Annotated in this window: 19 protein-coding genes; 5 read left to right on the top strand and 14 right to left on the bottom strand. The window is 63.1% G+C overall.

The window, feature by feature from the left end; genetic code table 11:
- Positions 1-36 precede the first annotated feature (36 nt).
- From ACFSNN_RS39900 to ACFSNN_RS39890, 3 genes are all read right to left on the bottom strand, one after another.
- The gene (locus ACFSNN_RS39900) at positions 37-1506 is read right to left on the bottom strand and encodes a glutamate synthase subunit beta (protein ID WP_134457664.1); all 1470 of its coding nucleotides are present in this window, start codon (positions 1504-1506) and stop codon (positions 37-39) included.
- Positions 1507-1627: 121 nt separating this feature from the next.
- Positions 1628-6331, bottom strand: coding sequence for a glutamate synthase-related protein (locus ACFSNN_RS39895; RefSeq protein WP_134457663.1), 4704 nt, complete (start codon positions 6329-6331; stop codon positions 1628-1630).
- Positions 6332-6626: 295 nt separating this feature from the next.
- Positions 6627-7334 carry a transposase gene (locus ACFSNN_RS39890; RefSeq protein WP_012434540.1) on the bottom strand — a complete coding sequence of 236 codons (708 nt, stop codon included), beginning with the start codon at positions 7332-7334 and terminating at the stop codon, positions 6627-6629.
- A gap of 187 nt (positions 7335-7521) precedes the next feature.
- Between ACFSNN_RS39890 and ACFSNN_RS39885 the strand changes: the two genes are divergently transcribed.
- Both ACFSNN_RS39885 and ACFSNN_RS39880 read left to right on the top strand, forming a co-directional pair.
- A complete protein-coding gene (locus tag ACFSNN_RS39885) occupies positions 7522-8247 on the top strand; it encodes an OmpW/AlkL family protein (RefSeq protein WP_134457662.1) in 726 nt (241 codons plus the stop codon).
- A gap of 350 nt (positions 8248-8597) precedes the next feature.
- Positions 8598-8978 (top strand): ElaB/YgaM/YqjD family protein, encoded by a 381-nt coding sequence (locus tag ACFSNN_RS39880; protein WP_012434543.1) that lies wholly within the window; start codon positions 8598-8600, stop codon positions 8976-8978.
- A gap of 134 nt (positions 8979-9112) precedes the next feature.
- On the opposite strand, the gene ACFSNN_RS39875 is transcribed toward ACFSNN_RS39880, so the two are convergent.
- The 7 genes from ACFSNN_RS39875 to pilM all read right to left on the bottom strand — a co-directional run bounded on the left by ACFSNN_RS39875 (position 9113) and on the right by pilM (position 16633).
- Positions 9113-10318: a deoxyguanosinetriphosphate triphosphohydrolase gene (locus tag ACFSNN_RS39875; RefSeq protein ID WP_134457661.1), complete on the bottom strand. Its 1206-nt coding sequence runs from the start codon at positions 10316-10318 to the stop codon at positions 9113-9115.
- A gap of 71 nt (positions 10319-10389) precedes the next feature.
- Complete coding sequence (gene aroB, locus ACFSNN_RS39870) at positions 10390-11475, bottom strand: 3-dehydroquinate synthase (RefSeq protein WP_208949497.1); 1086 nt, start codon at positions 11473-11475, stop codon at positions 10390-10392.
- A complete protein-coding gene (locus ACFSNN_RS39865) occupies positions 11475-12026 on the bottom strand; it encodes a shikimate kinase (RefSeq protein WP_106284162.1) in 552 nt (183 codons plus the stop codon). Before ACFSNN_RS39865 ends, aroB begins: the two co-directional genes overlap by 1 nt.
- Positions 12027-12220: 194 nt before the next feature.
- Positions 12221-13996 (bottom strand): type IV pilus secretin PilQ, encoded by a 1776-nt coding sequence (locus ACFSNN_RS39860; RefSeq protein ID WP_134457659.1) that lies wholly within the window; start codon positions 13994-13996, stop codon positions 12221-12223.
- Entirely contained in the window at positions 13996-14928 is a 933-nt protein-coding gene (locus ACFSNN_RS39855; protein WP_134457658.1) for a hypothetical protein, read from the bottom strand. Before ACFSNN_RS39855 ends, ACFSNN_RS39860 begins: the two co-directional genes overlap by 1 nt.
- Entirely contained in the window at positions 14925-15644 is a 720-nt protein-coding gene (locus ACFSNN_RS39850) for a fimbrial assembly protein (protein ID WP_134457657.1), read from the bottom strand. Before ACFSNN_RS39850 ends, ACFSNN_RS39855 begins: the two co-directional genes overlap by 4 nt.
- Positions 15641-16633 carry a type IV pilus biogenesis protein PilM gene (gene pilM / locus ACFSNN_RS39845; RefSeq protein WP_134457656.1) on the bottom strand — a complete coding sequence of 331 codons (993 nt, stop codon included), beginning with the start codon at positions 16631-16633 and terminating at the stop codon, positions 15641-15643. Before pilM ends, ACFSNN_RS39850 begins: the two co-directional genes overlap by 4 nt.
- Positions 16634-16887: 254 nt before the next feature.
- Here pilM and ACFSNN_RS39840 point away from each other — a divergent pair, with 254 nt between their 5' ends.
- The gene (locus tag ACFSNN_RS39840; RefSeq protein ID WP_134457655.1) at positions 16888-19287 is read left to right on the top strand and encodes a penicillin-binding protein 1A; all 2400 of its coding nucleotides are present in this window, start codon (positions 16888-16890) and stop codon (positions 19285-19287) included.
- A gap of 126 nt (positions 19288-19413) precedes the next feature.
- Here ACFSNN_RS39840 and cyaY read toward each other — a convergent pair whose 3' ends face one another.
- Positions 19414-19731 carry an iron donor protein CyaY gene (gene cyaY, locus ACFSNN_RS39835; protein WP_134457654.1) on the bottom strand — a complete coding sequence of 106 codons (318 nt, stop codon included), beginning with the start codon at positions 19729-19731 and terminating at the stop codon, positions 19414-19416.
- Positions 19732-19766: 35 nt separating this feature from the next.
- Between cyaY and lptM the strand changes: the two genes are divergently transcribed.
- Positions 19767-20105 carry an LPS translocon maturation chaperone LptM gene (lptM, locus tag ACFSNN_RS39830; protein ID WP_106314061.1) on the top strand — a complete coding sequence of 113 codons (339 nt, stop codon included), beginning with the start codon at positions 19767-19769 and terminating at the stop codon, positions 20103-20105.
- 9 nt (positions 20106-20114) lie between these two features.
- On the top strand, positions 20115-21377 hold the full coding sequence (gene lysA / locus ACFSNN_RS39825) for a diaminopimelate decarboxylase (protein WP_134457653.1): 1263 nt from the start codon (positions 20115-20117) through the stop codon (positions 21375-21377).
- Positions 21378-21466: 89 nt separating this feature from the next.
- Here lysA and msrQ read toward each other — a convergent pair whose 3' ends face one another.
- The 3 genes from msrQ to ccsB form a co-directional block, all read right to left on the bottom strand.
- A complete protein-coding gene (gene msrQ, locus ACFSNN_RS39820) occupies positions 21467-22171 on the bottom strand; it encodes a protein-methionine-sulfoxide reductase heme-binding subunit MsrQ (protein WP_208949496.1) in 705 nt (234 codons plus the stop codon).
- 11 nt (positions 22172-22182) lie between these two features.
- A complete protein-coding gene (gene msrP, locus ACFSNN_RS39815) occupies positions 22183-23178 on the bottom strand; it encodes a protein-methionine-sulfoxide reductase catalytic subunit MsrP (RefSeq protein ID WP_134457651.1) in 996 nt (331 codons plus the stop codon).
- Between the two features lie 189 nt (positions 23179-23367).
- Positions 23368-24573, bottom strand: coding sequence for a c-type cytochrome biogenesis protein CcsB (ccsB, locus tag ACFSNN_RS39810; protein WP_134457650.1), 1206 nt, complete (start codon positions 24571-24573; stop codon positions 23368-23370).
- Position 24574: the final 1 nt, after the last annotated feature.

Genomic DNA, 24574 nt, shown 5'->3' with positions numbered 1-24574 from the left:
TTCCGTGCATCTGCATGAAAACCGGACAGGAGACTTTTAGCGCGGCAGTTCCGAATGCCCCATCAGGAACGCATCGACTGAACGCGCGCACTGACGGCCTTCACGAATCGCCCACACCACCAGCGACTGACCGCGGCGCATGTCGCCCGCGGTAAACACCTTGTCCACCGAGGTGTAATACGCCTTCTCACCTTCGGTCGACGCGCGCACGTTGCCGCGATTGTCCTTGTCGACGCCGAACGCTTCGAGCACCGGCGAAACCGGTTGCGTGAAGCCCATGGCGAGCAGCACCAGATCGGCCTTCATTTCGAATTCGGAACCCGGCACTTCCTGCATCTTGCCGTCCTTCCATTCGACGCGCGCCGCGATCAGCTTCTCGACCTTGCCGTTTTTGCCTTCCAGGCGCTTGGTCGCGACCGCCCAATCACGCGAGCAGCCTTCGTCATGCGACGACGACGTGCGCAGCTTGATCGGCCAGTACGGCCACACGAGCGGCTTGTTTTCTTCTTCCGGCGGCTGCGGCAGCAGTTCGAATTGCGTGACGCTCTTCGCGCCATGACGATTCGACGTGCCCACGCAGTCCGAACCCGTATCGCCGCCGCCGATCACGACCACATGCTTGCCCTTCGCGAGCAACTGGTTCGCGACCTTGTCGCCAGCATTGACCTTGTTCTGCTGCGGCAGGAATTCCATCGCATAGTGGATCCCTTCCAGCTCGCGACCCGGCACCGGCAGATCGCGCGGCGTTTCCGAACCGCCCGCGATCACCACGGCGTCGAACTCTTCCTTAAGTTGCTCCGGCGAAACGGTTTCCTTCGCCGTGTTGCCGATATGCGCCGGCAGCGAATCCGGCTTGCCGATGAACACGCCCGCGCGGAACGTCACGCCTTCGGCTTCCATCTGACGCATGCGGCGATCGATCAGCCACTTCTCCAGCTTGAAGTCGGGAATGCCATAACGCAGCAAACCACCAATGCGGTCGTTCTTCTCGAACACGGTGACATCGTGCCCCGCGCGCGCCAGTTGCTGCGCGACGGCCAAACCAGCAGGGCCGGAACCGACCACGGCGACTTTCTTGCCGGTCTTGTGCTTCGGCGGCTGCGGCGCAACCCAGCCTTCGGCCCAGGCTTTGTCGATGATCGCGTGTTCGATCGACTTGATGCCAACCGGGTCGTCATTGATGCCGAGCGTGCACGCCGCTTCGCACGGCGCCGGGCAGATGCGGCCCGTGAACTCGGGGAAGTTGTTCGTGGAATGCAGCACTTCGATCGCGTTCTTCCAGTCCTGATGGAACACCAGGTCGTTGAAGTCCGGGATGATGTTGTTCACCGGGCAGCCGTTGTTGCAAAACGGAATGCCGCAGTCCATGCAACGTGCGCCTTGAATCTTGGCTTCGTCGTCGGTCAGTGCGGCGACGAATTCCTTGTAGTGCTTCACACGCGTGAGCGGAGCTTCGTACGCCTCGTGGCGGCGTTCGAACTCGAGAAAACCGGTTGCCTTGCCCATGTGGTTCTCTTCTCTATCTGTATCTAGGGGTGATCTGGACCCGCCGCGTCGCGCCTTTGAACGGTCGCGCGCGGCGGGTACGGCTTGTATGTGACGTCTTCGGCTTGAGGCCAGTTGCGAATCAGGCGGCGAGCACTTCCTTGTTCGCCTTCTTCGCGGCCATTTCGCCCAGCGCGCGCTTGTATTCGGTCGGGAACACCTTCACGAATTGACGGCGCGACGCATCCCAGTTTTCGAGCAGCGCCTTGGCGCGCGGCGAACCCGTGAACTGGAAGTGACGCTCGATGAGTCCCTTGAGCAACGCTTCGTCGGTCGCGCCGGAGTGCCACAGGCCCTTGTCGACCGTGCGTTCCTGTTCAGCCGTTTGCAAGACCGGATCGAGCGCGACCATCGACTTGTTGCACTTGCCCGCGAACGAGCTGTCCGGGTCGTACACGTAGGCGATACCGCCCGACATGCCGGCCGCGAAGTTACGGCCCGTTTCGCCGAGCACGACCACCGTGCCGCCCGTCATGTATTCGCAACCGTGGTCGCCCGTGCCTTCGACAACCGCCGTTGCGCCCGAGTTACGCACGCAGAAGCGCTCACCTGCCACGCCACGGAAGAACGCTTCACCTTCGATCGCGCCGTACATCACCGTGTTGCCGCAGATGATGTTCTCTTCCGACTTGCCGCGGAAATCGTTGGTCGGCCGGATGATGATGCGGCCGCCCGAGAGACCCTTGCCGACGTAGTCGTTGCCGTCGCCGACCAGATCCAGCGTGACGCCTTTCGCGAGGAACGCGCCGAAGCTTTGACCCGCGGTGCCCTTCAACTGGATATGGATCGCGTCGTCGGGCAGGCCGTCGTGGCCGTACTTCTTCGCGATCGTGCCGGACAGCATCGCGCCGACCGTACGATTCACGTTACGCACCGGCTGGATGAACGAGACGTGCTCGCCCTTCTCGATCGCGGCCTTCGCCTTTTCGATCAGCGTGTGGTCAAGTGCCTTGTCGAGACCGTGGTCCTGCACGTCCACGTGCTTGCGCGCCACTTCAGCCGACACTTGCGGCAGATAGAACACGCGCGAGAAGTCGAGACCCTTGGCCTTCCAGTGTTCGATGCCCTTCTTCATGTCGAGCAGTTCGGCGTGGCCGATCAGGTCGTCGAACTTGCGGATGCCCAGTTGCGCCATGATTTCGCGCGCTTCTTCCGCAACGAAGAAGAAGAAGTTCACGACGTGTTCCGGCTGGCCCTGGAACTTCGCACGCAGCACCGGATCTTGCGTCGCGACGCCGACCGGGCAGGTGTTCAGGTGGCACTTGCGCATCATGATGCAGCCTTCGACGACGAGCGGCGCCGTCGCGAAACCGAACTCGTCCGCGCCGAGCAGCGCGCCGATCACGACGTCGCGGCCGGTCTTCATCTGACCGTCGGCCTGCACGCGGATACGGCCGCGCAACTGGTTGAGCACCAGCGTTTGCTGCGTTTCAGCGAGGCCGAGTTCCCACGGCGTGCCGGCATGTTTCACCGACGACAGCGGCGACGCGCCCGTGCCGCCGTCATGGCCGGCGATCACGACGTGGTCGGCCTTGGCCTTGGCAACACCCGCGGCAACCGTACCGACGCCCGACTCCGACACCAGCTTCACCGAAATGCTGGCCGCCGAGTTGGCGTTCTTCAGGTCGTGGATCAGCTGCGCCAGATCTTCGATCGAGTAGATGTCGTGGTGCGGCGGCGGCGAAATCAGGCCGACGCCCGGCACCGAGTAGCGCAGCTTGCCGATGTAGTCCGACACCTTGTGGCCCGGCAGCTGACCGCCTTCGCCCGGCTTCGCGCCTTGCGCCATCTTGATCTGGATCTGATCGGCCGACGCGAGGTATTCCGCGGTCACGCCGAAACGGCCCGACGCCACCTGCTTGATCTTCGAGCGCAGCGAATCGCCTTCCTTCAACGGAATGTCGACGATCACTTCGTCGCCGATCACCGACTTCATGGTGTCGCCGTTCTTGATCGGGATGCCGCGCAGTTCGTTGCGGTAACGGTTCACGTCCTCGCCGCCTTCGCCGGTGTTCGACTTGCCGCCGATGCGGTTCATCGCGACCGCCAGCGTGGCGTGCGCTTCAGTCGAGATCGAGCCCAGCGACATCGCGCCGGTGGCGAAACGCTTGACGATTTCCTTTGCTGATTCGACTTCGTCGAGCGGGATGGCCTTGGTCGGATCGAACTTGAATTCGAACAGGCCGCGGAACGTCATGTGACGCTTGGTCTGATCGTTGATCAGATGCGCGTATTCCTTGTACGTCTGATACGAGTTGCTGCGCGCCGAGTGTTGCAGCTTGGCGATCGCATCGGGCGTCCACATGTGTTCTTCGCCGCGCACGCGATAAGCGTATTCGCCGCCCGCGTCGAGCATGTTCGCGAGGACCGGGCTGTCGCCGAACGCGTCGCGATGCAGACGGATCGCTTCTTCCGCGACGTCGAACAAACCGATGCCGCCTACCTTCGACGACGTGCCCTTAAAGTACTTCACCACCAGGTCTTCAGCCAGGCCGACCGCTTCGAAAATCTGCGCGCCGGTGTACGACATGTAGGTCGAAATGCCCATCTTCGACATGACCTTCATCAGGCCCTTGCCGACTGCCTTCGTGAAGTTGTAGACCGCCTTCTCCGCCGACAGGTCGCCCTTCAGGCCGGCCGCGAGCTGGCTCAGCGTTTCCATGGCGAGGTACGGGTGCACGGCTTCCGCGCCGTAGCCCGCGAGCAGCGCGAAGTGGTGCGTTTCACGCGCCGAACCGGTTTCCACGACGAGGCCCGCGCTGGTGCGCAGACCGTGTTGCACGAGATGCGTGTGGATCGCAGCGGTAGCCAGCAGCGCCGGAATCGCGACGTTGTCGCGGTCGGTCTTGCGATCCGACACGATCAGCATGTTGTAGCCGGACTTGACTGCATCGACGGCTTCCGCGCACAGCGAGGCGAGGCGCGCTTCGATGCCTTCCTTGCCCCACGCCACCGGATAGCAGATGTTCAGTTCATAAGAGCTGAACTTGCCGCCCGTGTACTGATCGATCGCGCGGATCTTCGCGATGTCCTTGAAGTCGAGCACCGGCTGCGACACTTCGAGACGCATCGGCGGGTTGATGTTGTTCGTGTCCAGCAGGTTCGGCTTGGGACCGACGAACGACACCAGCGACATCACCATGTTTTCGCGGATCGGGTCGATCGGCGGGTTGGTCACTTGCGCGAACAGCTGCTTGAAGTAGTGGTACAGCGTCTTGTTCTTGTTGGACATGACCGCCAGCGGCGAATCGTTGCCCATCGAGCCGACGGCTTCTTCGCCGGCTTGCGCCATCGGCGCCATCAGGAACTTGAGGTCTTCCTGCGTGTAGCCGAACGCCTGCTGGCGATCCAGCAAAGCAGCGGCCTCGCGGCGTTCCGTCGCGACGTCTTCGGCCTTCGGCTCGATTTCGTCCAGCTTGATGCGCACGGCGTCGATCCAGCTCTTGTACGGCTTGGCGTTGGCGAGGTTGTCCTTCAGTTCCTTGTCGTCGATGATGCGGCCGTGTTCCATGTCGATCAGGAACATCTTGCCCGGCTGCAGACGCCACTTCTTGACGATCTTCGACTCGGGAATGGGCAGCGTGCCGGCTTCCGACGCCATGATGACGAGGTCGTCGTCCGTGACGATGTAGCGCGCCGGACGCAGGCCGTTACGGTCGAGCGTGGCGCCGATCTGGCGGCCGTCGGTGAAGGCGATCGCGGCGGGGCCGTCCCACGGCTCCATCATCGCGGCGTGGTATTCGTAGAACGCGCGGCGGTTGTCGTCCATCAGCGTGTGCTGTTCCCAGGCTTCCGGGATCATCATCATCATTGCGTGGACGAGCGGGTAGCCGGCCATCACCAGCAGTTCGAGACAGTTGTCGAACGAGGCGGTGTCCGATTGGCCCGGATAGATCAGCGGCCACAGTTTCGGCAGGTCGTCGCCGAGCACGTGCGACGCGATCGCGCCGGTACGCGCGTTCAGCCAGTTGACGTTGCCCTTCACCGTGTTGATTTCGCCGTTGTGGGCGATCATGCGGTACGGGTGAGCCAGTTCCCACGCCGGGAAGGTGTTGGTCGAGAAGCGTTGATGCACCAGCGCCAACGCGGAGACCGTGCGGTCATCCTGCAGGTCGCGGTAGTACACGCCGACCTGGCCAGCCAGCAGCAGGCCCTTGTAGACAACCGTACGCGCCGAGCACGACGGCACGAAGTATTCCTTGCCGTGCTTGAGCTTGAGCGCCTGAATGCGGTGGCTCGCGGTCTTGCGGATGATGTACAGCTTCCGCTCGAGCGCGTCCGTCACCATGATGTCCTTGCCGCGGCCGATGAAGATCTGGCGGATCAGCGGCTCGCTCGCCTTCACAGTAGGCGAAATCGGCATGGTGTGGTCGACCGGCACATCGCGCCAGCCGAGCACGACTTGGCCTTCGGCCTTCACGGTGCGTTCCAGTTCCTGTTCACAGGCCAGACGCGAAGCGTGTTCCTTCGGCAGGAACACCATGCCGACGCCGTACTCGCCATGCGGCGGCAACACCACGCCCTGCTTGGCCATTTCCTCGCGATAGAAGCCGTCCGGAATCTGGATCAGGATGCCCGCGCCGTCGCCCATCAGCGGATCGGCGCCGACGGCGCCCCGGTGGTCGAGGTTCTCGAGAATCTTCAGGCCCTGCTGGATGATCTCGTGGCTTTTCTTACCCTTGATGTGAGCGACGAAGCCGACGCCGCAGGCGTCGTGCTCGTTTTGCGGGTCGTACAGACCTTGCGCGGCGGGAACCGGGTGAGTCGGTTGCTGGTGGTCGTTCATGGGGACACCGTCTGTGAGGGGCCGGACAGGCCGTTAAACCGTTTTTTCTATTGCCGCAGTGCGATTCACAACCGCGACGGCGCGCTCGGTGCTCGATGCTACGCGCGTCAAAAAGCGCCGGAATTCGGAATATACGCGACGAATCAATGGAATAGCAAATAAAACGTGATCATTGAGCCCCAATTATCAAGTTGGTGCATTGCGGTGCATTTTTATTGGTGTCATATCGAAATGGGGCAAAAGAAAACGGCATGCGATGATGCCGTTTCACTGCAGCCCATTGATCCGAAACGCTTTATTGCTGCTGCGGCGTCTCGCGCACCTTGCGCGGCCGCCCGCGTGGCAATGGCGACACACGCCGGTTGGCGGCCCGCGCCGCCCACTCGCGGTATGTCTCGCTGCCCAAAACCCAGCCCTTCAGCGTGGCCTGCTGAAGCTGGCTGGCTTCGCGTTCGTCGAGCGGCTGCTCGCACAGTTCGCGGTAAGCGCGCTGGCGTTCGAACGGCGTGTTGCCAAGCGACCAGTACAGCGGATGGTCGGTGATCAGGCTGTCGAGCGTCAGGCCGATGTGATGGCGGTAGCTCGACCAGCGGTAGTCTTCCGGCGCGCTCACGAGTCCCGCGCGGACCGGACACATCTCGACCACGCGACTCGCCAGCAGAAAGTAGCGCTCGCCTTCGATCACCGTGGCTCTGTAGCGCCCTTCCCACAATGTGCCACGGCGCGCGTAGCGCCTGTTAAAGTGCGCCACGTAACGGCGCCCAACCGCCTGCATCGCCTTCGGCAGACTCGACTCCTCGGTCGGCGTGACGAGCAGCTGCACCGCGCCCGGCATTAGCGCATACGCGTGGATGGACAAGTGGTGATCGCGCGAAGCCGCTTTCAAACAATCGATGAAGAGCTCGTAGTCCTGGTCGTCGACGAAAGCGGGCTGCTGATCGAGCCCGCGAAGGATGACGTGCTGCGGCTGGTCAGGGACATAGAGACGTGCAAGCCGTGCCATGCTGGAGTATCCGATAGTCGCGTTGGTACATACCCGAAGGTCCGAAGAACCGCATGCGCTCAAGCTTCGGCGCCATGCGGCAGAGCCAGAAACCACGCGGTGCTTAGGGAGAAAGCTCTAACCGCCGCGTATGGTTTGTTTCAAACGTTGTAGTCATAATGAGCGGGCCTTTTTTGGAGGAGCACATATGAAATTAAAACAGGCCGTAACGGGGATCGCGGCGCTAGCCTGCATGACAACGGCAGCACACGCGCAATCGGCCGGTAGCTTTTACGTCACCTCGGGCTGGTTCCATCTAGCGCCTCAATCGAGCAGCCAACCGTTGAAAGTGACGAGCATTGGCGGCAGCCCGACCAACATCACAGAAGCCAACACCGGTGCAAAACTGGATTCCGCCGACACCATCGGCTTCACCGCCGGTTACTTCGTCACCGATCACATCGCGACCGAATTCGTGATCGGCGTCCCGCCCACTTTCGACCTGGAAGGCTCCGGCAGCCTTGCCCAGTTCGGCAAACTGGGACAGGCAAAACAGTGGAGCCCGACTCTGCTGTTCAAGTACTACTTCAACGCCCCGACCGCTGCATTCCGGCCGTATCTCGGCATCGGCGTGAGCCGAGTTTCGTTCACCGACGAAAAGATCACCAACAGCGCGTTCGAGGCCAATGTTCTGCATGGTCCGACCACCGTTACTACGGATAGTTCGTGGGAGCCGGTGTTTAATGCCGGCTTCACTTACGCGTTCACCCAGCACTGGTTCGCGGGCGTATCAATTTCTTACCTGCCGCTCAGCACCACTGCCAAGCTCAACACCGCGGCCAACACGCCGGTGGGCACATTGAACGTGCAATCGGAAACCAAGATCAAACTGAACCCGATCGTCACGTACGTCAACATCGGTTACCGTTTCTAACGCTTCCGGAAATTAGGGGCCGTAGAGCTAGGGTAGTCGAATTTTCGTGGCTTGAACAACGCCGTCATGCATCCAATGGCGGCGTTTTTTATTTTGTGCGCGTTTCATGGAGGCCAGTTCGGCGCTCATGGAAGCGCGCGCGGATCATCTGTTGGCGTTTGTAAATTTGACCCGAAATTGCGCCCTGCTGTGCAATACCTGCTGACGAAACTGCGTTCGGGCCACGGTGGCTAGGGCCTGCGGGGTTTGGCACCGAAGTTGCATTCGCATGGTGTTTCCCGCGTCCCGACGTGTAACTGCGTCTTCGTGACAATGCGCGGGACCCTTTTCACCTCATCGACGGAGCGACCATGACTGCACTTCCGAATACGCGAGACGCCCTCGGCGAATCCTGGACCAGCACCAGCCGCCGTGCGCGGCGTATCGCTCGCCACAGCCGCCACGCAGCCGAAGATATTGCAGGCGAACTGCGCACGCTAATGTCGGAACTTGAATCCACGCTGGCGGACGGCACCCAAGCCGACGCGGTGGCGTTGCGCGGCAAACTTCGCAAACAACTCGACGTCGCGCGCGCCCGCCTGAACGATACGCGCGACGCCGTGCGCGAACGCGCCCAAGTGGCGGTGGCGGACGCCGACGATTACGTGCATGAGAATCCGTGGCAGACGATTGCGATCGTCGGCGGCGTCGCGCTAATTGCGGGCGCGCTGTTCGCGTCGCGGTTGCGTTAAGGCGTCTACTGCGGTCGTCTACCGCGCGAAGCTGCCGCCGATCGGCGGCGGCTTGCCGCAGGTGTTCTGCACGACGCGTTCCGCTCGCGTCGGCTCCCGGTCGTCGTGACTGGCGCTAGCACGTGCCGCGCTGCTCAGTTGTCGTCGATCACGAACAGCCGCTGGTATTCCTTGACGGCGTAGCGATCCGTCATCCCCGCGATGTAGTGGGCGATCAGACGCGGTTGCTGCGTCGCGTCGGTTGACTGATAACTCGGCGGCAGTAGCCGCGGATCGTCCGTGAACGCGTCGAACAACCCGGCAACGACGCGGCGCGCCTTGTTGGCCATACGCATGACGCGGTAATGGCGATACAGGTTCTTGAACAGAAAACGCTTGAGCGCCGCAGCCTGTGCGGCAATTTCTTCGCTATGCGCGACGAGCGCGGGCGATAGGCGCACGGCGCCCAGCGACCCCGGCGAGTGCCGGTCCAGATTCAACCTGGTCGTATCGATCAGATCGACGATCAGCGTATTGATGATGCGGCGCACAGTCTCGTGAATGAGCCGCCGCCCCTCGATTTGCGGAAAATCGCTGCGCGCCGTTTCGTAATGCACCTGCCACAACTGCACTTCGGCAAGTTGTTCGACGGTGAGCAGGCCGGAGCGCAGACCGTCGTCGACGTCGTGGTTGTTGTACGCGATCTCGTCGGCCACGTTCGCGATCTGCGCCTCGATGGACGGTTGCCTGCCTTCCAGAAAGCGCTCGCCCAATGCGCCGAGTCGCCGCGCGTTCTCGCGCGAACAGTGCTTGAGAATCCCCTCACGGGTTTCGAAGCACAGATTCAAGCCGTTGAACGCGCCGTAGTGCTCCTCCAGATCATCGACAACCGCCAGGCTCTGCAGATTGTGCTCGAAGCCACCGTGCTCACGCATGCATTCGTTGAGCGCGTCCTGCCCAGCATGGCCGAACGGCGTATGGCCCAGGTCATGGGCAAGGGAGATGGCTTCGACGAGATCTTCGTTCACCCGCAGATTGCGCGCGACCGACCGCGCGATCTGCGCGACTTCAAGGCTGTGAGTCAGACGCGTGCGAAACAGGTCGCCCTCGTGATTCACGAACACCTGAGTTTTGTACTCGAGCCGGCGGAATGCCGTGGAATGGACGATGCGGTCACGGTCGCGCTGGAATTCGGTACGCGCGCTGGGCGCGGCTTCCGGATAGCGGCGACCGCGCGATTGCGCAGAATGCGCCGCGTACGGCGCGAGATGCGCTTCGAGTGCTTCCTGCGAAGGCACGCTGATTGCCGCCGTGCCTGCCGCCGGTTCATGCTTTACATCGTCGCTGCGCCTGTCAGTCACCGGGTTCTCCGAAACATGGGCGGCGCCTCGTGACGCGAGTGCGTGCTGCGTTGCTGGATGCCCCGCGAGACTCAGACGGCGGCGGCCAGCGTGGCGTGCACCTCGGCGTCGGGCGCCTGGGTGATCAGCGTCTCACCGAAACGCTTCAGCAGAATGAATTTGATCGCGCCGGCTTCCGCCTTTTTGTCGACCCGCATGAGTTCGACATAACGCGAGTCGCCGAGCGCCGGCGCGCGGGTCGGCAAATGCGCGGCGACGATCACGTCGACCAGACGCTTGCGCGCGGCCTCGTCGAGATAGCCGAGACGCACGGACAGATCCGCCGCCATCACCATCCCGCAGCCCACTGCTTCACCATGCAGCCATTCGCCGTAGCCGAGGCCGGCTTCAATCGCATGGCCGAACGTGTGGCCAAAATTGAGGATGGCGCGCAGTCCGCCCTCGCGCTCGTCCTGCGCGACCACCGACGCCTTGATTTCGCACGACCGCTTGACCGCCTCGGCCAGCGCTTCGGGTTCGCAGCGATTCAATGCCTCGATATTGGCTTCGATCCAGCGAAAGAAACCCGCGTCGGCGATGGCGCCGGTCTTGATCACTTCGGCGATGCCCGCCGCCAGTTCACGCGGCGGCAGCGTGCGCAACGCGCCGATGTCGGCGATCACGGCCTGCGGCTGATAGAACGCGCCGATCATGTTCTTGCCGAGCGGGTGATTGATGCCCGTCTTGCCGCCCACCGACGAATCCACCTGCGACAGCAACGTGGTCGGCACCTGAACGAACGGCACGCCGCGCATGTAGCAGGCGGCCGCAAAACCCGTCATGTCGCCGATCACGCCACCGCCCAACGCGATCAACGTGGTCTTGCGATCGGCGCGGCCGCCGAGCAGCGCGTCGAAAATCAGGTTCAGGGTGTCGAGATTCTTGTACGCCTCGCCATCCGGCAACACGACCGTGGACACCTGCTTGCCGAGCGGCGCCAGCGCGGCGCGCAGCTTGTCGCCGTAGAGCGGATCGACCGTGGTATTGGTGACGATGGTGACCGAGCTACCGGCGATATGCGGCGCGAACAGCGCGGTCTGGCCGATCAGATCGGTTCCGATATGGATAGGGTAGGCGCGCTCGCCCAGTTCGACGTTGACGGTATTCATACGGTCCATTATGACGCAGGATGTTTGGCGACGCCGGCCATCTCGAGCTGCATCAGAACCATGTTGACGAGTCCGTTGACCGAAGGCCGGCCGGTTTCGATCACGAAATGCGCGCATTCCCGATATAACGGATCGCGCACTTCGTAGAGTGCTTCGAGACGCGCTTTGGGGTCTTCAGTCTGCAACAGCGGGCGATTCTTGTCGCGCCGGGTGCGCAGCCACAGGTCGTGCGGATTGGCGCGCAGATAGATCACCACGCCGCGATTTTGCAGCGCTTCGCGGTTTTCCGGCCTCAGTATCGCGCCGCCGCCGGTGGCGAGGACGATATTGTCACGTCCGGTCAGATCGGAAATCACGCTGGCTTCACGCTCGCGGAAGCCCGCTTCGCCCTCCAGCTCGAAGATCACCGGGATGCGCGCGCCCGTGCGCGCCTCGATTTCATGGTCGGAATCGAAGAACGGGCGATCGAGACGGCGCGCAATGGCCCGGCCCACGGTGGTTTTCCCTGCCCCCATGAGCCCTACGAAAAATACATTGGCGTGTGCGTCCCGCGCTTGCAACGGTGTCCTCTGGCTAATCTGGTTTGGTTCGTGCCGCAGCTTACTGGCAAAGCGGCTGCCTTGTCGAGCCTGCGCCCCGCTTGAGAGCGCCCTCAGCCCTGTCGCTCAGCGCCAAGGCCGTTAATAACGCGTCCGGCGGGGCGGAAAAGCTAAGGCGATCCGGCGCTCTCTTAAAAAGAGACGGCAGCGTGCCTCTAATTTGTCTGAACAACGCGCGGCGTAATGAAAACAGCCAGTTCGCTGCGCTGGTCGCGATGGGCCCGATGGCGGAAAAGCGCACCCAGAACCGGTATTTTGCCCAGGACCGGAACCCGCGTCACATCGTCCCGGTCGTCGGTCGCATAAATTCCGCCGATCGACACCGTACCACCATCCTCGACCTCGACGCGCGTTTGCACGTGCTTGGTGTTGATCGCGGGCCCGGCGTCGGTCTGTTCGCCGACGCTGTCCTTGGCGACGTCGAGGTCCAGCACTACCCGGCCGTCAGGCATGATTTGCGGCTCGACCTCCAGTTTGAGCGTGGCGCGGCGAAACTGCACGCCCGATACGCCCTGCCCCACTTTCGCCTGATACGGCAGCTCGGTGCCCTGCTCGACGACCGCTTTCATCCGGTCGGCCGTGACGACGCGCGGACTCGAGACGATTTCGCCGCGCCCCTGCGCTTCCAGCGCGCTTAGCTCGATGTTCAGTAGCCGCGTCGCGCCGGCGGCGAACAAGGTCAGGCCGGCAGTCGCGACGTCGAAACCGGAAATCGGGCGGGCCGACAGATCATAGCCGCCGTCGGTCAAGCCTTTCGCGGTTCCGTCGGCGTTCGTGGCCGCCATGGAGAGCTTCACGCCGAGATTGCGCGAAAACCCATGTTCGCCCTCGACGATACGCGCTTCGATCAACACCTGGCGTGTGGGCCGGTCGACGGAAGCTAGCAGCGCGGCTATCTGCGCGAGGCGTCCTTCGAGATCGGTCACGAACAGCAGATTGGTGCGCGGATCGGCAGTCGCGGCGCCTCGCTTGGACAGTACGCGCTGGGCGCCCGAGCCGGTCAGCAGACGCCTGACGTCTTCGGCGTGCGCGTAGTGCAGCTCGAAAGTGCGGCTCGCGAGCGGTTCGAGATCGGCGGCCCGCGCATGCGCTTCGAACCGCTGCCGCTCGCGCGCGGCCAGATCCGCGATCGGTGCGACCCAGATCACGTTGCCGTGGCGCTCCATCGCGAGGCCGTTGACATCCAGCAGGGTGTCGAACGCGGTGCGCCATGGCACCTTGTCGAGCCGTAACGAGGCGGCGCCGCGCACTCTCTCGCTCGCGACGATGTTGAGCCCGGTGAATCGGGCGAACGCATTGAGGACGGCGCCGAGTTCGGCGCGCTGGAAATTCAGCGAGATCGGTTTGTCGTCGGGGGCGAGGGCCGCGTCGGCGGCGCTGCGTGGCGCATTGCTCAGGCGCGCGAGCGGTGGCAGCGGCACCGGCGGACCTTCGAGCGTGGCGGGAGCATCGGCGCGAGCCGACGCAGCGAACTGTCTTCGCAGTGGCACAGAGCCGTCGGAATCGGCGTCGGCGTCGGCGTCGGCGTCGGCGGGAATTGGAGCAGTAGACTGCATTCGCGACTGCGACAGCAGTGAGCCCTCGGCATCATCAGCGGCGGCAGGCTCGTCTGTGCGAGTACTAGCCGCTGTCGCGCTGCGCATACGCGACGCGTCTCGATCGTCCGCGGAATCCTGACGAAACGGATTGGGCACCTCGGTGGAAACGTCGCGCGGCAGCGGCGGTGTGCCGTTGTACGAAGCATCGCGTGGCGATACCGCGTCGTCGAACGGCATGTAGGCGGGCAACGGCGGCAGCGGTGGAGTCGACGCCTGGGTGACGCCGGTGGCCAGCGCCGCGCCAAGACACAGGCCGAGACCCGCTATCAGGCGAGGCGACACGCGCGTATCGGCACTCGACACGGTAAAAGGAAATGGCTTCGCCAGTCTCATCAGAAAGCCTCCGTCAGCGCCAGCGTGCGTGTCGCGCCTTCCCTTGCGAGCGTAATGCCGGTCGCGTCCAGCTTCGTAACGCGCTCGGCGCCGATCCGCTCTCCAGGCTCGACGCTCGTCACGCCGTCCGGCGTATCGAGCACCGCCAATCCACGCGTGCGATCGCTCAGCAATCCGACCAGACGCAGCGACGTGCCATCGGGCGGATCGCCGGCGGCCTGCATCTGCGGCTGCGAAAACGGATCGAAGAAGACAACCTCTTCGTCGTCGTCCGAATCGAGGCTGTCGTCGTCGAGTGCCTCCACAGAGTTTGCCAACGCTGCCGGCCGCAGCGCATCGAACACGCGCAACGTGGCGCTCACCGACAACGCCGCGGCATCCCGCTTGACAGTCACATCGACGGGCACGATCAGCACCGGCAGATCGGAAAGGCCGCGCAGAAATGCCATCAGGTGAACGAAGTCCGTTCGCGCGGTCAGTTGCAGCGGACGCATACTCTCAACGCCCGCGCCGCTCACCGCGCCAGGTTCGACCGCCAGCAACGCGACGCTATTTTGCGCAGCCAGTTCGGAGACGACGCGGACGTCGTCGGCGGAACTCCACGGCCCTGATGGACGCGCAGTCGAAGCAGCAACCGGCATGGCGGCGGCTTCGCGGCGCAGCGCAGGCAATTGCGCAAGCGCGTGCCGCGCGTTCGCAAGACGCAAGCGACTGGCCTCCAACGCCGCCCGGCTCGCTTCGACGCCACCGAGATCGGCCACCACCCAGCCATGCGCGCCCAAACAGAACACCACAACGGCAATCAGCAAGGCGACCAGCCAGCGGCGGCGCCGGCTCCATGCATCGAGCGGCACGCGCACGCGCTTCATCCAATGGGAAAGAAAAAGCCGCGCGTTTGCCGCGCCGCCGAACTCGACAAAGATCGTACTCATTTCGCACCTCTTGATTGTTCAGACTTCACAGGACGCTGCGTGGCGGACCCCGCCGAGCGAGCCGCTTTTTGCGCCGGCTCGCTCCAACGCAGATGCGCGCCGAATTCGATCGGACCGGCAACGCTCGCCTGTGCAACCGCGCCGCTGTGCGGCACCGAACGATGCAGGTCGCTCACTTCCGCCCCCTTCACGCCGCGGATCGCACTCAAGCGCTTGAGCCACTCGGCCGAAGCGAGATGCCCACGCGAGGTCGCCAGCAATTCGGTGTCGTCCTCGCGCTGACGCAACTGCTGCAACACCACGCCCTCGCCGGGTTCGAAACTCAACGCTTCGAGCAGATCGCGTAGGTGTACGAGCGGTTCCGACAGGCTTTTTGCGCGGGCGCCGTTCTGCCGCTGTTCGTCTCGCGCGCGCAGCAACATGGCGTGCTCGGCGAGCGGCGCCGATAGCTGCGTGAACGTGTGTTCGACCGACACGCGCTGTGCCTCGAACCGCGCGCTCTCGATGGCCTGCCACGCGCCCAGCACGAAGACGGCGGCCAAACCGGCGCAGACCGCCGCAATCCATTCGAGCACGCGCCGCCGGCGCGCGAGCCGAGCATTGCGTTGGCGATAAGGCAGCAGATTGAACCCGCCAAGCCTGGATCGCGTGAAGCGCGCGCCGCGTTCCGGCGCTCGCGCGTTCGAGGCCTTGGCATGCAACAGACCGCCCGTCATTCGAGCACCCCGCGCAACGCAAGTCCGAAGGCGACCGCGTCTGCCGGTTCGAGCAACAACGAATCCTCCAGGGGTCGAGCGAGGCCGCCGAGCGACGCGCATTGGAACGGCAGCACCGAGCAACCCAATACGTCCGCGATATCCGCAGTCGAGAAACCCACGCCGCCGAGCAGATCGATCTCGCCGCTCACCAACGCGCAGTCGAGTTCCGGGCCTTGCGCCAGATCGCGCAACGCATCGGCGAGATCGGTGTGTTCCGGCGCCGGGTAGCGCATTTCGCGGGCGACGATGTCGTCCACGATGCGCCAGCCGTACACGCCGTCAGTGCCGATCCACAACGCGACATAGGGCTCGTGTGGATCGAGCTCGTAACTCGCGGCGTAGCGCATGGCGCGCAACGCGGCATGCGGCTCGCCGTCGATGGCCGTGAGCGAGATGCCGGCAATCGCCGCGCATTCGATTCGCGCTTCGAGATGTTGCCGCGCGGTGGCGGCGATGGTCACGGAGCGGACCGGCGCATACGCTTCGTCGAGATACCAGTCGACAGCGAGAGCATGCCGCTCGAGTCCCGCGATGCGCTCGACTTCGCTCATCACCGCCGGCTCCAGTTCAGCCAGTTGATGCCCGCCGTCTTCCGAACAACCGCTCTGCGCGGCAAGCCGCGTGAGCGGTACGGTGGTGGTCATGGTGGCCGATGCGGGCAGCGCCATCGCGCACCGCAAGGCCTGCGTCGCGCATGCATGCGGCAGATCGGCGAACGCGTCGCGCAACGCACGCGCCACCGCGTGACGGTCGGCGATCTCGCTGCCGGCCATCGCACCGGCGACAAGCGGGACCGTGCTCGCGTATTCGATATGCAGCGCGCCTCGCGAACGCGCGCGCTGACTCAGCACGACCAGACGCACGGTCTGCGAGCCAACATCGATCCCCGCAGCAAAACGCTGCGCACCCGGTTGCACTGCCTGAAGCCAAGATCTTCTCAACGCCATGACGCCCTCCCTCTGACTCACGCGACGAACCATTCGAACGCGAGTGATGAGGAAGAATTGTGCGCAGCCGCGCCGCCGAGCGACACTCAGCCAAACGGCTAACGTTGAGCAACGCACGACCTGTACGCCATCAAAGCGACTACAGTGAAGTCATTCCCGCGCGGCGCGCAGACTTGTCAAGAAGTGTCAGTAAGCATGCCGAAAGCTGAAAAGCGAGGCGGCTATAATCGCGGGACTGCTTTTTTGGTGCCTACATGCAATCCACGTCTTCTACGTCCCCGCCGCCCGCGCCTAAAAAGCGCAAACGCCCGTTGTGGCTGAAGCTCATCTTGGGCTTCGTGGGTCTGATCGTCGCAGGCATTCTGTGCGGGCTGCTGGTGCTCGGCTATGCGCTCGTCGTCGCCACGCCCAATCTGCCGTCGCTCGACGCGTTGACCGACTACCGGCCGAAGGTGCCGCTGCGCATCTATACGGCCGACCATGTGCTGATCGGCGAATTCGGCGAGGAACGGCGCGACATCGTCCATATTCAGGATGTGCCCGATAGTCTGAAGAAGGCGATCCTCGCCATCGAAGACGCGCGCTTCTACGATCACGGCGGCGTCGACCTCACTGGTATTGCGCGCGCCGGCTTCGTCGCGCTGACTAACGGCCACGCCACGCAGGGCGCGAGCACGATCACCATGCAGGTGGCGCGCAACTTCTTTCTCTCGAGCGAAAAGACCTACACGCGCAAGATTTACGAGATGCTGCTCGCGTACAAGATCGAGTCGAAGCTGTCCAAGGATCAGATTCTCGAGGTGTACATGAATCAGATCTATCTCGGCCAGCGCGCCTACGGCTTTGCGAGCGCGGCGCGCGTGTATTTCGGCAAGGACCTGAAGGATCTGACATTGGCGGAATCGGCCATGCTGGCGGGCTTGCCGAAGGCGCCGTCCGCGTATAACCCGGTCGTCAATCCGAAGCGTGCGAAGGTGCGTCAGGAGTACATCCTGCAGCGCATGTACGAGTTGCACTACATCACGCAGGAACAATACGACGAAGCGAGCAAGCAGCCGCTCGTGGTCAAGGGCGCGGGCAAGGAGTTCAGCGTGCACGCGGAGTACGTCGCGGAAATGGTGCGTCAGATGATGTACGCGCAGTATCGTGAGGAAGCCTATACGCGCGGCCTGAACGTGGTGACCACGATCGATTCGGCCGACCAGGACGTCGCGTACCGCGCGCTGCGCAAAGGTCTGATGGACTACGAACGGCGTCACGGCTATCGCGGCCCGGAGGCGTTCATCGATCTGCCGTCCGACGCCGACGACCGCGAACAGGCCATCGACGACGCGCTGCTCGAACACCCGGACAATGGCGAGATCATTGCCGCCGTAGTCACCGCGGCGAGTCCGAAGCAGGTGCAGGCTGCTTTCATCGACGGCAATGTCGCGACTATCCAGGGCGACGGCCTGCGCTTCGTGCAGTTCGCGCTCGGTCCGCGCGCGCAGCCGAATCAACGCGTGCGGCCCGGCGCGATCATCCGGCTCGTCAAGAACGACGATGGCAACTGGTCGATCACGCAATTGCCGCAAGTGGAAGGCGCGTTCGTTTCGGTGATCCCGCAAGATGGCGCGATCCGCGCGCTGGTCGGCGGTTTCGATTTCAACAAAAACAAGTTCAATCACGTCACGCAGGCGTGGCGTCAGCCGGGGTCGAGCTTCAAGCCGTTCATCTATTCGGCGTCGCTCGAAAAAGGACTCGGACCGGCAACCATCATCAACGACGCGCCGCTCTTTTTCAGTGCCGCTGAAACGGGCGGCCAGGCGTGGGAGCCGAAGAACTACGGCGGCGGCTTCGACGGACCGATGACCATGCGCACCGCGCTGCAGCGTTCGAAAAACCTGGTGTCGATTCGTATCTTGAACCAGATCGGCACGAAGTACGCGCAGCAGTACATCACGCGTTTCGGCTTCGACGCGGATCGTCACCCGGCTTATCTGCCGATGGCGCTGGGCGCCGGTCTCGTCACGCCGTTGCAGATGGCGGGTGCGTTCTCGGTGTTCGCCAACGGCGGCTATCGGATCAATCCGTATCTGATCGCCGAAGTCACGGATCAGCGCGGCATGGTGGTCGCGCATGCGCAACCGCTGGTGGCCGCGCAGAGCGCGCCGCATGCGATCGAGCCGCGCAATGCGTACGTGATGAACAGCCTGCTGCAAAGCGTCGCTCAGCGCGGTACGGGCGCCAAGACCAACGTGTTGAAACGCACCGATCTTGCCGGCAAGACTGGCACGACCAACGATTCGCGCGACGCGTGGTTCGCCGGTTATCAGCACACCCTCACCGCGATTGCGTGGATCGGATACGACAACCCGCGCAGTCTCGGCGACAAGGAAACCGGCGGCGGCCTGGCATTGCCCGTGTGGGTCGAATACATGGGTCGCGCGCTGAAGGGCGTGCCGGAGTACAAGATGCCGAAGCCCGACGACGTCACGGAAATCGGATCAGAGCTTTATTTCGACGACTTCACGCCGGGAAATGGTTTCGTTGCCACGGTCGGCGTCAGTCAGGCGACACTGGATGCGCAGTCGAGTGCCGCGTCGGCGGCAGCGCCTGAACAGGTCGGCGAGCAGGAGAAGCAGGACATCATGAACCTTTTCCGCGGACACTGACGCACGCGTTCACCTGGTTCAGCAGAAAAGCAAATGGCCGCGCTCAATGCGCGGCCATTTGCTTTGTGCGATCAGGGCGAATCGATTCGGCCGCTCTGGCGTGCTCGCCCGATCGGCGGATCTTACTTACGCTCTGAAGTGAACCGGCTCGCCGGCCTGCTGCGTCGCGTACTCCGACAAGGCGGCGAAAAACTCGGTGCCGCTGCGCGTATCACGCCATTCGCCATCGACGAAACGGAAGTGGAAACCGCCCGCTTTCGCGGCGATCCAGATCTCGCTCATGGGCGGCTGAAGGTTGACGATGATCTTCGTGCGGTTCTCGAATTCGAGGGTCAGGACGTTGCCGCTGCGCTCCAGTTCGATGTCGGCATCCGTGTCGTCGAGCGCGCGTTCGATGGCGGCTAGCGCGGCTTCCGCGCGGGTCAGGTATTCACTATCGGACATGCTAAACTCCATCGATTATTTATTCAGGGACAGTCATGCGAGTCGTATCTCGGATGCGCGCGGCGGCGCCCGGCCGCGCGATTGTAGCGGTTTTAGCCATTCTCGCAGGTTGTGCACTTGCCGGCTGCGGACAACGCGGTTCGCTCTATTTGCCCACCGTGCCGCCGCTACCGGCCAAGCCGACCGATCGCACGCAAACACCGGACGTCGCGCAACCCGCGCCGGCTACCTCCACCGACATGAGCACCGTCCCGGATACCTCCGGCACACCGCTTTCGTTGGCGCCGGAAAACGAACTCGCCGCGCCGCCAGCCTCCGCTGCATCCGCCACGGCGGCTCCGCTGCCTGCTTCCGCCGCCACACCTGTTCAATAAGACTTTCGCATGACTCGATCCGCATTTGACTACGTCGACGGCGTGCTGCACGCCGAAGGCGTGTCCGCCGTCTCCCTCGCCGAGCAGTTCGGCACGCCGCTGTACGTGTACTCGCGCGCCGCGCTCACCGAGGCGTGGAACGCTTACGCAGGTGCTTGCGCAGGCCGTCGCGCGAGCGTTCATGTCGCCGTGAAGGCCAATAGCAATCTCGCGGTGTTGAACGTGTTCGCGCGCCTCGGCGCCGGCTTCGACATCGTGTCGGGCGGTGAACTGGCGCGCGTGCTGGCCGCCGGCGGCAAAGCGGAAAACACCGTGTTTTCCGGCGTCGGCAAGAACGCGGACGAAATGCGCGACGCGCTCGCGGCCGGCGTGAAATGCTTCAACGTCGAATCGATTCCGGAGCTCGACCGTTTGAATGCGGTTGCCGCGGCAATGGGCAAGAAGGCGCCCGTCTCGCTGCGCGTGAATCCCGACGTCGACGCGAAGACGCATCCGTATATTTCCACGGGCCTGAAGTCGAACAAGTTCGGCGTCGCGTTCGAAGACGCGCGCGCCACGTATCAGGCGGCCGCGGCTATGGCGAATCTCGAGGTGGTCGGCATCGACTGCCATATCGGCTCGCAGATCACTGAAGTCGCGCCGTATCTCGACGCCGTCGACAAGGTTCTGGAACTGGTCGAGCAGATCGAGCAGGACGGCGTGAAGATTCGTCACATCGACGTGGGCGGCGGTCTCGGCATCACGTACGACGATGAAACGCCGCCGGAAATCGGCGAGTTCGTGCGCACCGTGCTCGATCGCATCGAAGCGCGCGGTCATGGCCATCGTGAAGTGTATTTCGAGCCGGGCCGGTCGCTGGTCGGCAATGCCGGCGTGCTGCTCACGCGCGTCGAGTTTCTGAAGCCGGGCGCGGAAAAGAATTTCGCTATCGTCGACGCAGCCATGACCGATCTCGCGCGCCCGGCCATGTACGAGGCGTATCACGCGATCGATCCGGTCGTGAAGCGCGACGTACCGGCGCACGTGTACGACGTGGTCGGCCCGGTTTGCGAGAGCGGCGACTGGCTTGGACGTGAGCGTCTGCTGTCCGTTGAACCGGGCGATCTGCTCGCGATTCGTTCGGCCGGCGCGTATGGCTTCGTGATGAGCTCGAATTACAACACACGTCCGCGCGCGGCTGAGGTGATGGTGGATGGTACACAGGTGCATGTGGTTCGCGCGCGCGAAGAGGTGAAGCAGCTGTTTGCAGGCGAAACCATTCTGCCGGCATAACCTTCAATAGATACGCCAACATAAAAAAAGGCGATGCCGCTGTGGCATCGCCTTTTTTCTGTTTCCGACGCGAGGCGCACCAGCGCTCGTCAACGCGTCTTTAACTTCCTGTCACGCAGCCATACGATCAACCGCCAACCAAGCAACGCCACCATGATCGCGCCGTAAATCTTCGGCAGGATCAGATCGTGTTTGCCGGCCTTCATCCACCAGAAGTGCAGGATCGCGAGCGCGCCGATCGCATAGATGGACCGATGCAGCATCTGCCAGCGGCGCCCAAGCTTGCGCACCATCGCGCGCGGCGAGGTCACGGCCAATGCGATCAGCAACACGAACGCCGCGAAGCCCACCGTGATGAACGGCCGCTTGCCGATGTCCTTGATAATCGCGGCGACGTCGAACCACTTGTCGAACCAGAGGTAAGTGGTGAAATGCAGCGTCGCGTAGAAGAACGCATAGAGCCCGAGCATGCGGCGAAACCGCACGAGCGCGGCAACGCCGGTGAGTCTGCGCAACGGCGTCACAGCAAGCGTGATGCAGAGAAAGACGAGCGTCCATAGACCGGTCGAGCGCGTGATGAACTCGATCGGATTTGCGCCCAGCCGGTCAGTCACGCCGAACAGCACGATACGCGCGAGCGGATACCAAGCGGCGATGAATACCGCGATCTTGGCCGGTACGATCCAGCGCGCGCCGGTTGCGGACCGCTTTGCCGCCGTCGTCGTCGCGGACGCCTGCGCGCGCGGCGCTTTGCGCTCGGTCTGCGTAGCGGATTGCGTCTCAGAGGAAGCCATGTTCACGCCGCTCAGAAATTCTTCTTCAGGTCCATGCCCTGATAAAGCGACGCGACCTGATCGCCGTAGCCGTTGAACATCAACGTCTTGCGCTTGGGCGTGAAGAAACCATCTTCGCCGATACGACGCTCCGTCGCCTGACTCCAGCGCGGATGATCGACGTTCGGATTGACGTTCGAGTAAAACCCATATTCGTTCGATGCATACGTGTTCCAGCTGGTCGGCGGCTGCTTGTCGAGGAAGCGGATCTTCACCAGCGACTTCGCGCTCTTGAAGCCGTATTTCCACGGCACCACGACGCGCACCGGCGCGCCGTTCTGATTGGGCAACACCTGGCCGTAGAGACCCATCGTCAGCAACGTCAGCGGATTCATCGCTTCGTCCATGCGCAGCCCTTCGGAGTATGGCCAATCGAGCACGGGCGTCGACAGTCCGGGCATTTGCGACGGATCGGCCAGCGTGATGAACTGTACGTACTTGGCGTTGCCCGTCGGTTGCACGCGCTTGATCAATTCCGCGAGCGGCACGCCGATCCACGGAATCACCATCGACCAGCCTTCGACGCAGCGCATTCTGTACACGCGCTCTTCGAGCGGCGCGAGCTTGAGCAATTCGTCGATGTCGTAGACCTTGGGATTCTTGATCTCACCCTCGACGCTCACCTTCCACGGATGCGGCCGCAGCGTCCCGGCGTTATGCGCGGGATCGGCCTTGTCGGTGCCGAACTCGTAGAAGTTGTTGTACGTGGTGATGTCCTTGTACGGCGTGATCTTGTCGAGCGCGACGAATTTGGCATTGGTCTTCGCCGCCAGCTTCTGCGCCTTCGGATCCGGCGACGTGTAAGCCGCCAGCGCCTCGCCGTTCACCCCGATCAGACTGCCGAGCGCCACCGCGCCGGCCGCCTGCAACACGCGCCGCCGGTTCTGAAAAACAGATTGCGGCGTGATTTCGCTGCGCGCAATGTCGTCGCCGCTGAGTTGAATTCTGTCGCTACGCTTGATCCACATCGTGCTGCTCCTTGCCGGCCCATAGGTCAATGAATCTCAAGGGGCCATGTTGATGATCGCTCGTCCGCCCAGCCATCTGTAGGTACTGTTAGGGCAAACACTTTGGATGCAGTGGATATTCCATCGGTCATAAAAAAACCGCCGGTGCGGAGCACACGGCGGCTTTGAGTCGGTTCAGCGCGGCAGATCTTACAGCTTGCCGTAGCTATGCAGGCCCGACAGGAACATGTTGACGCCGAGGAAGGCGAAGGTCGTCACCAGCAGGCCGGTCAGCGCCCACCATGCCGCGACCGCGCCGCGCAGGCCCTTCATCAGACGCATGTGCAGCCAGGCGGCATAGTTCAGCCAGACGATCAGCGCCCACGTTTCCTTCGGATCCCAGCTCCAGTAGCCGCCCCAGGCTTCAGCGGCCCACAGCGCGCCGAGAATCGTGGCGATCGTGAAAAACGCGAAACCGACGGCGATCGACTTGTACATCACGTCGTCGAGCACTTCGAGCGCCGGCAGGCGATCGGCCAGCACGCCGCGCTCTTTCGCCAGATACGCGACACCCACCATGGCGGACAGCGCGAAGCTGCCGTACCCGATGAAGTTCGCCGGCACGTGAATCTTCATCCACCAACTTTGCAGCGCGGGAACCAGCGGCTGGATCTGCTGCGCGTCGCGCGCAACCGAGTACCACATCAGGAAGCCGACCGCGGCGCTGATCACCAGCAGCACGAACGCGCCGAGCGCGCGGGTGTTGTAGTGCTGCTCGTAGTACAGGTAGAACAGCGCGGTGATCAGGCTGAACAGCACGAACACTTCGTACAGGTTCGAAATAGGAATATGGCCGACGTCCGCGCCGATCAGGTACGACTCGTACCAGCGCACCATCAGGCCGACAAAGCCCATCACCACGGCCGCCCACGTCATTTTCGAGCCGATCGCGGCGCCGGTCGGCGAGCGCGACAGCAGGCCGATCCAGTAGAACACCGTGGCGAACACGAAGAGCGCGCTCATCCACAGAATCGCGGACTGGCTCGACAGGAAGTATTTGAGGAAGAAGGCGTTATCCGCGCGGCTGAGATCTCCGTGATAGATCTGGATGGCCAGCAGCGACAGCGCGGCGATGCCCACCATCAGCGGACGCACCGGTTTCCAGCGCCAGCCGAGCACCACGAAAACCGGCACGGCGCAGCAGAGCACCAGCTTGTCGTAGTAATTCATGAAGGGGTGATAGCGCGACAGCGCGAACCCCGCGCCCGCGACCATTGCGAGGGCAAACAGCCAGTCGACGATGCCGAGCCGTTTCAGGAACGGCCGTTCGTCGTACTCGCCGATGTTGAGTAACTCGCCTGCCAGCGCCTTTTGGGGGCGCGAAGAGGGAGATTGCGAAACCTGAGTCAAGTCCATG

Source organism: Paraburkholderia dipogonis, assembly GCF_042680985.1.
GTDB classification, from domain to species: domain Bacteria; phylum Pseudomonadota; class Gammaproteobacteria; order Burkholderiales; family Burkholderiaceae; genus Paraburkholderia; species Paraburkholderia phytofirmans.
The sequence above is the reverse complement of the archived record's forward strand: the minus strand, read 5'-3'. Positions and strand labels throughout refer to the sequence as shown.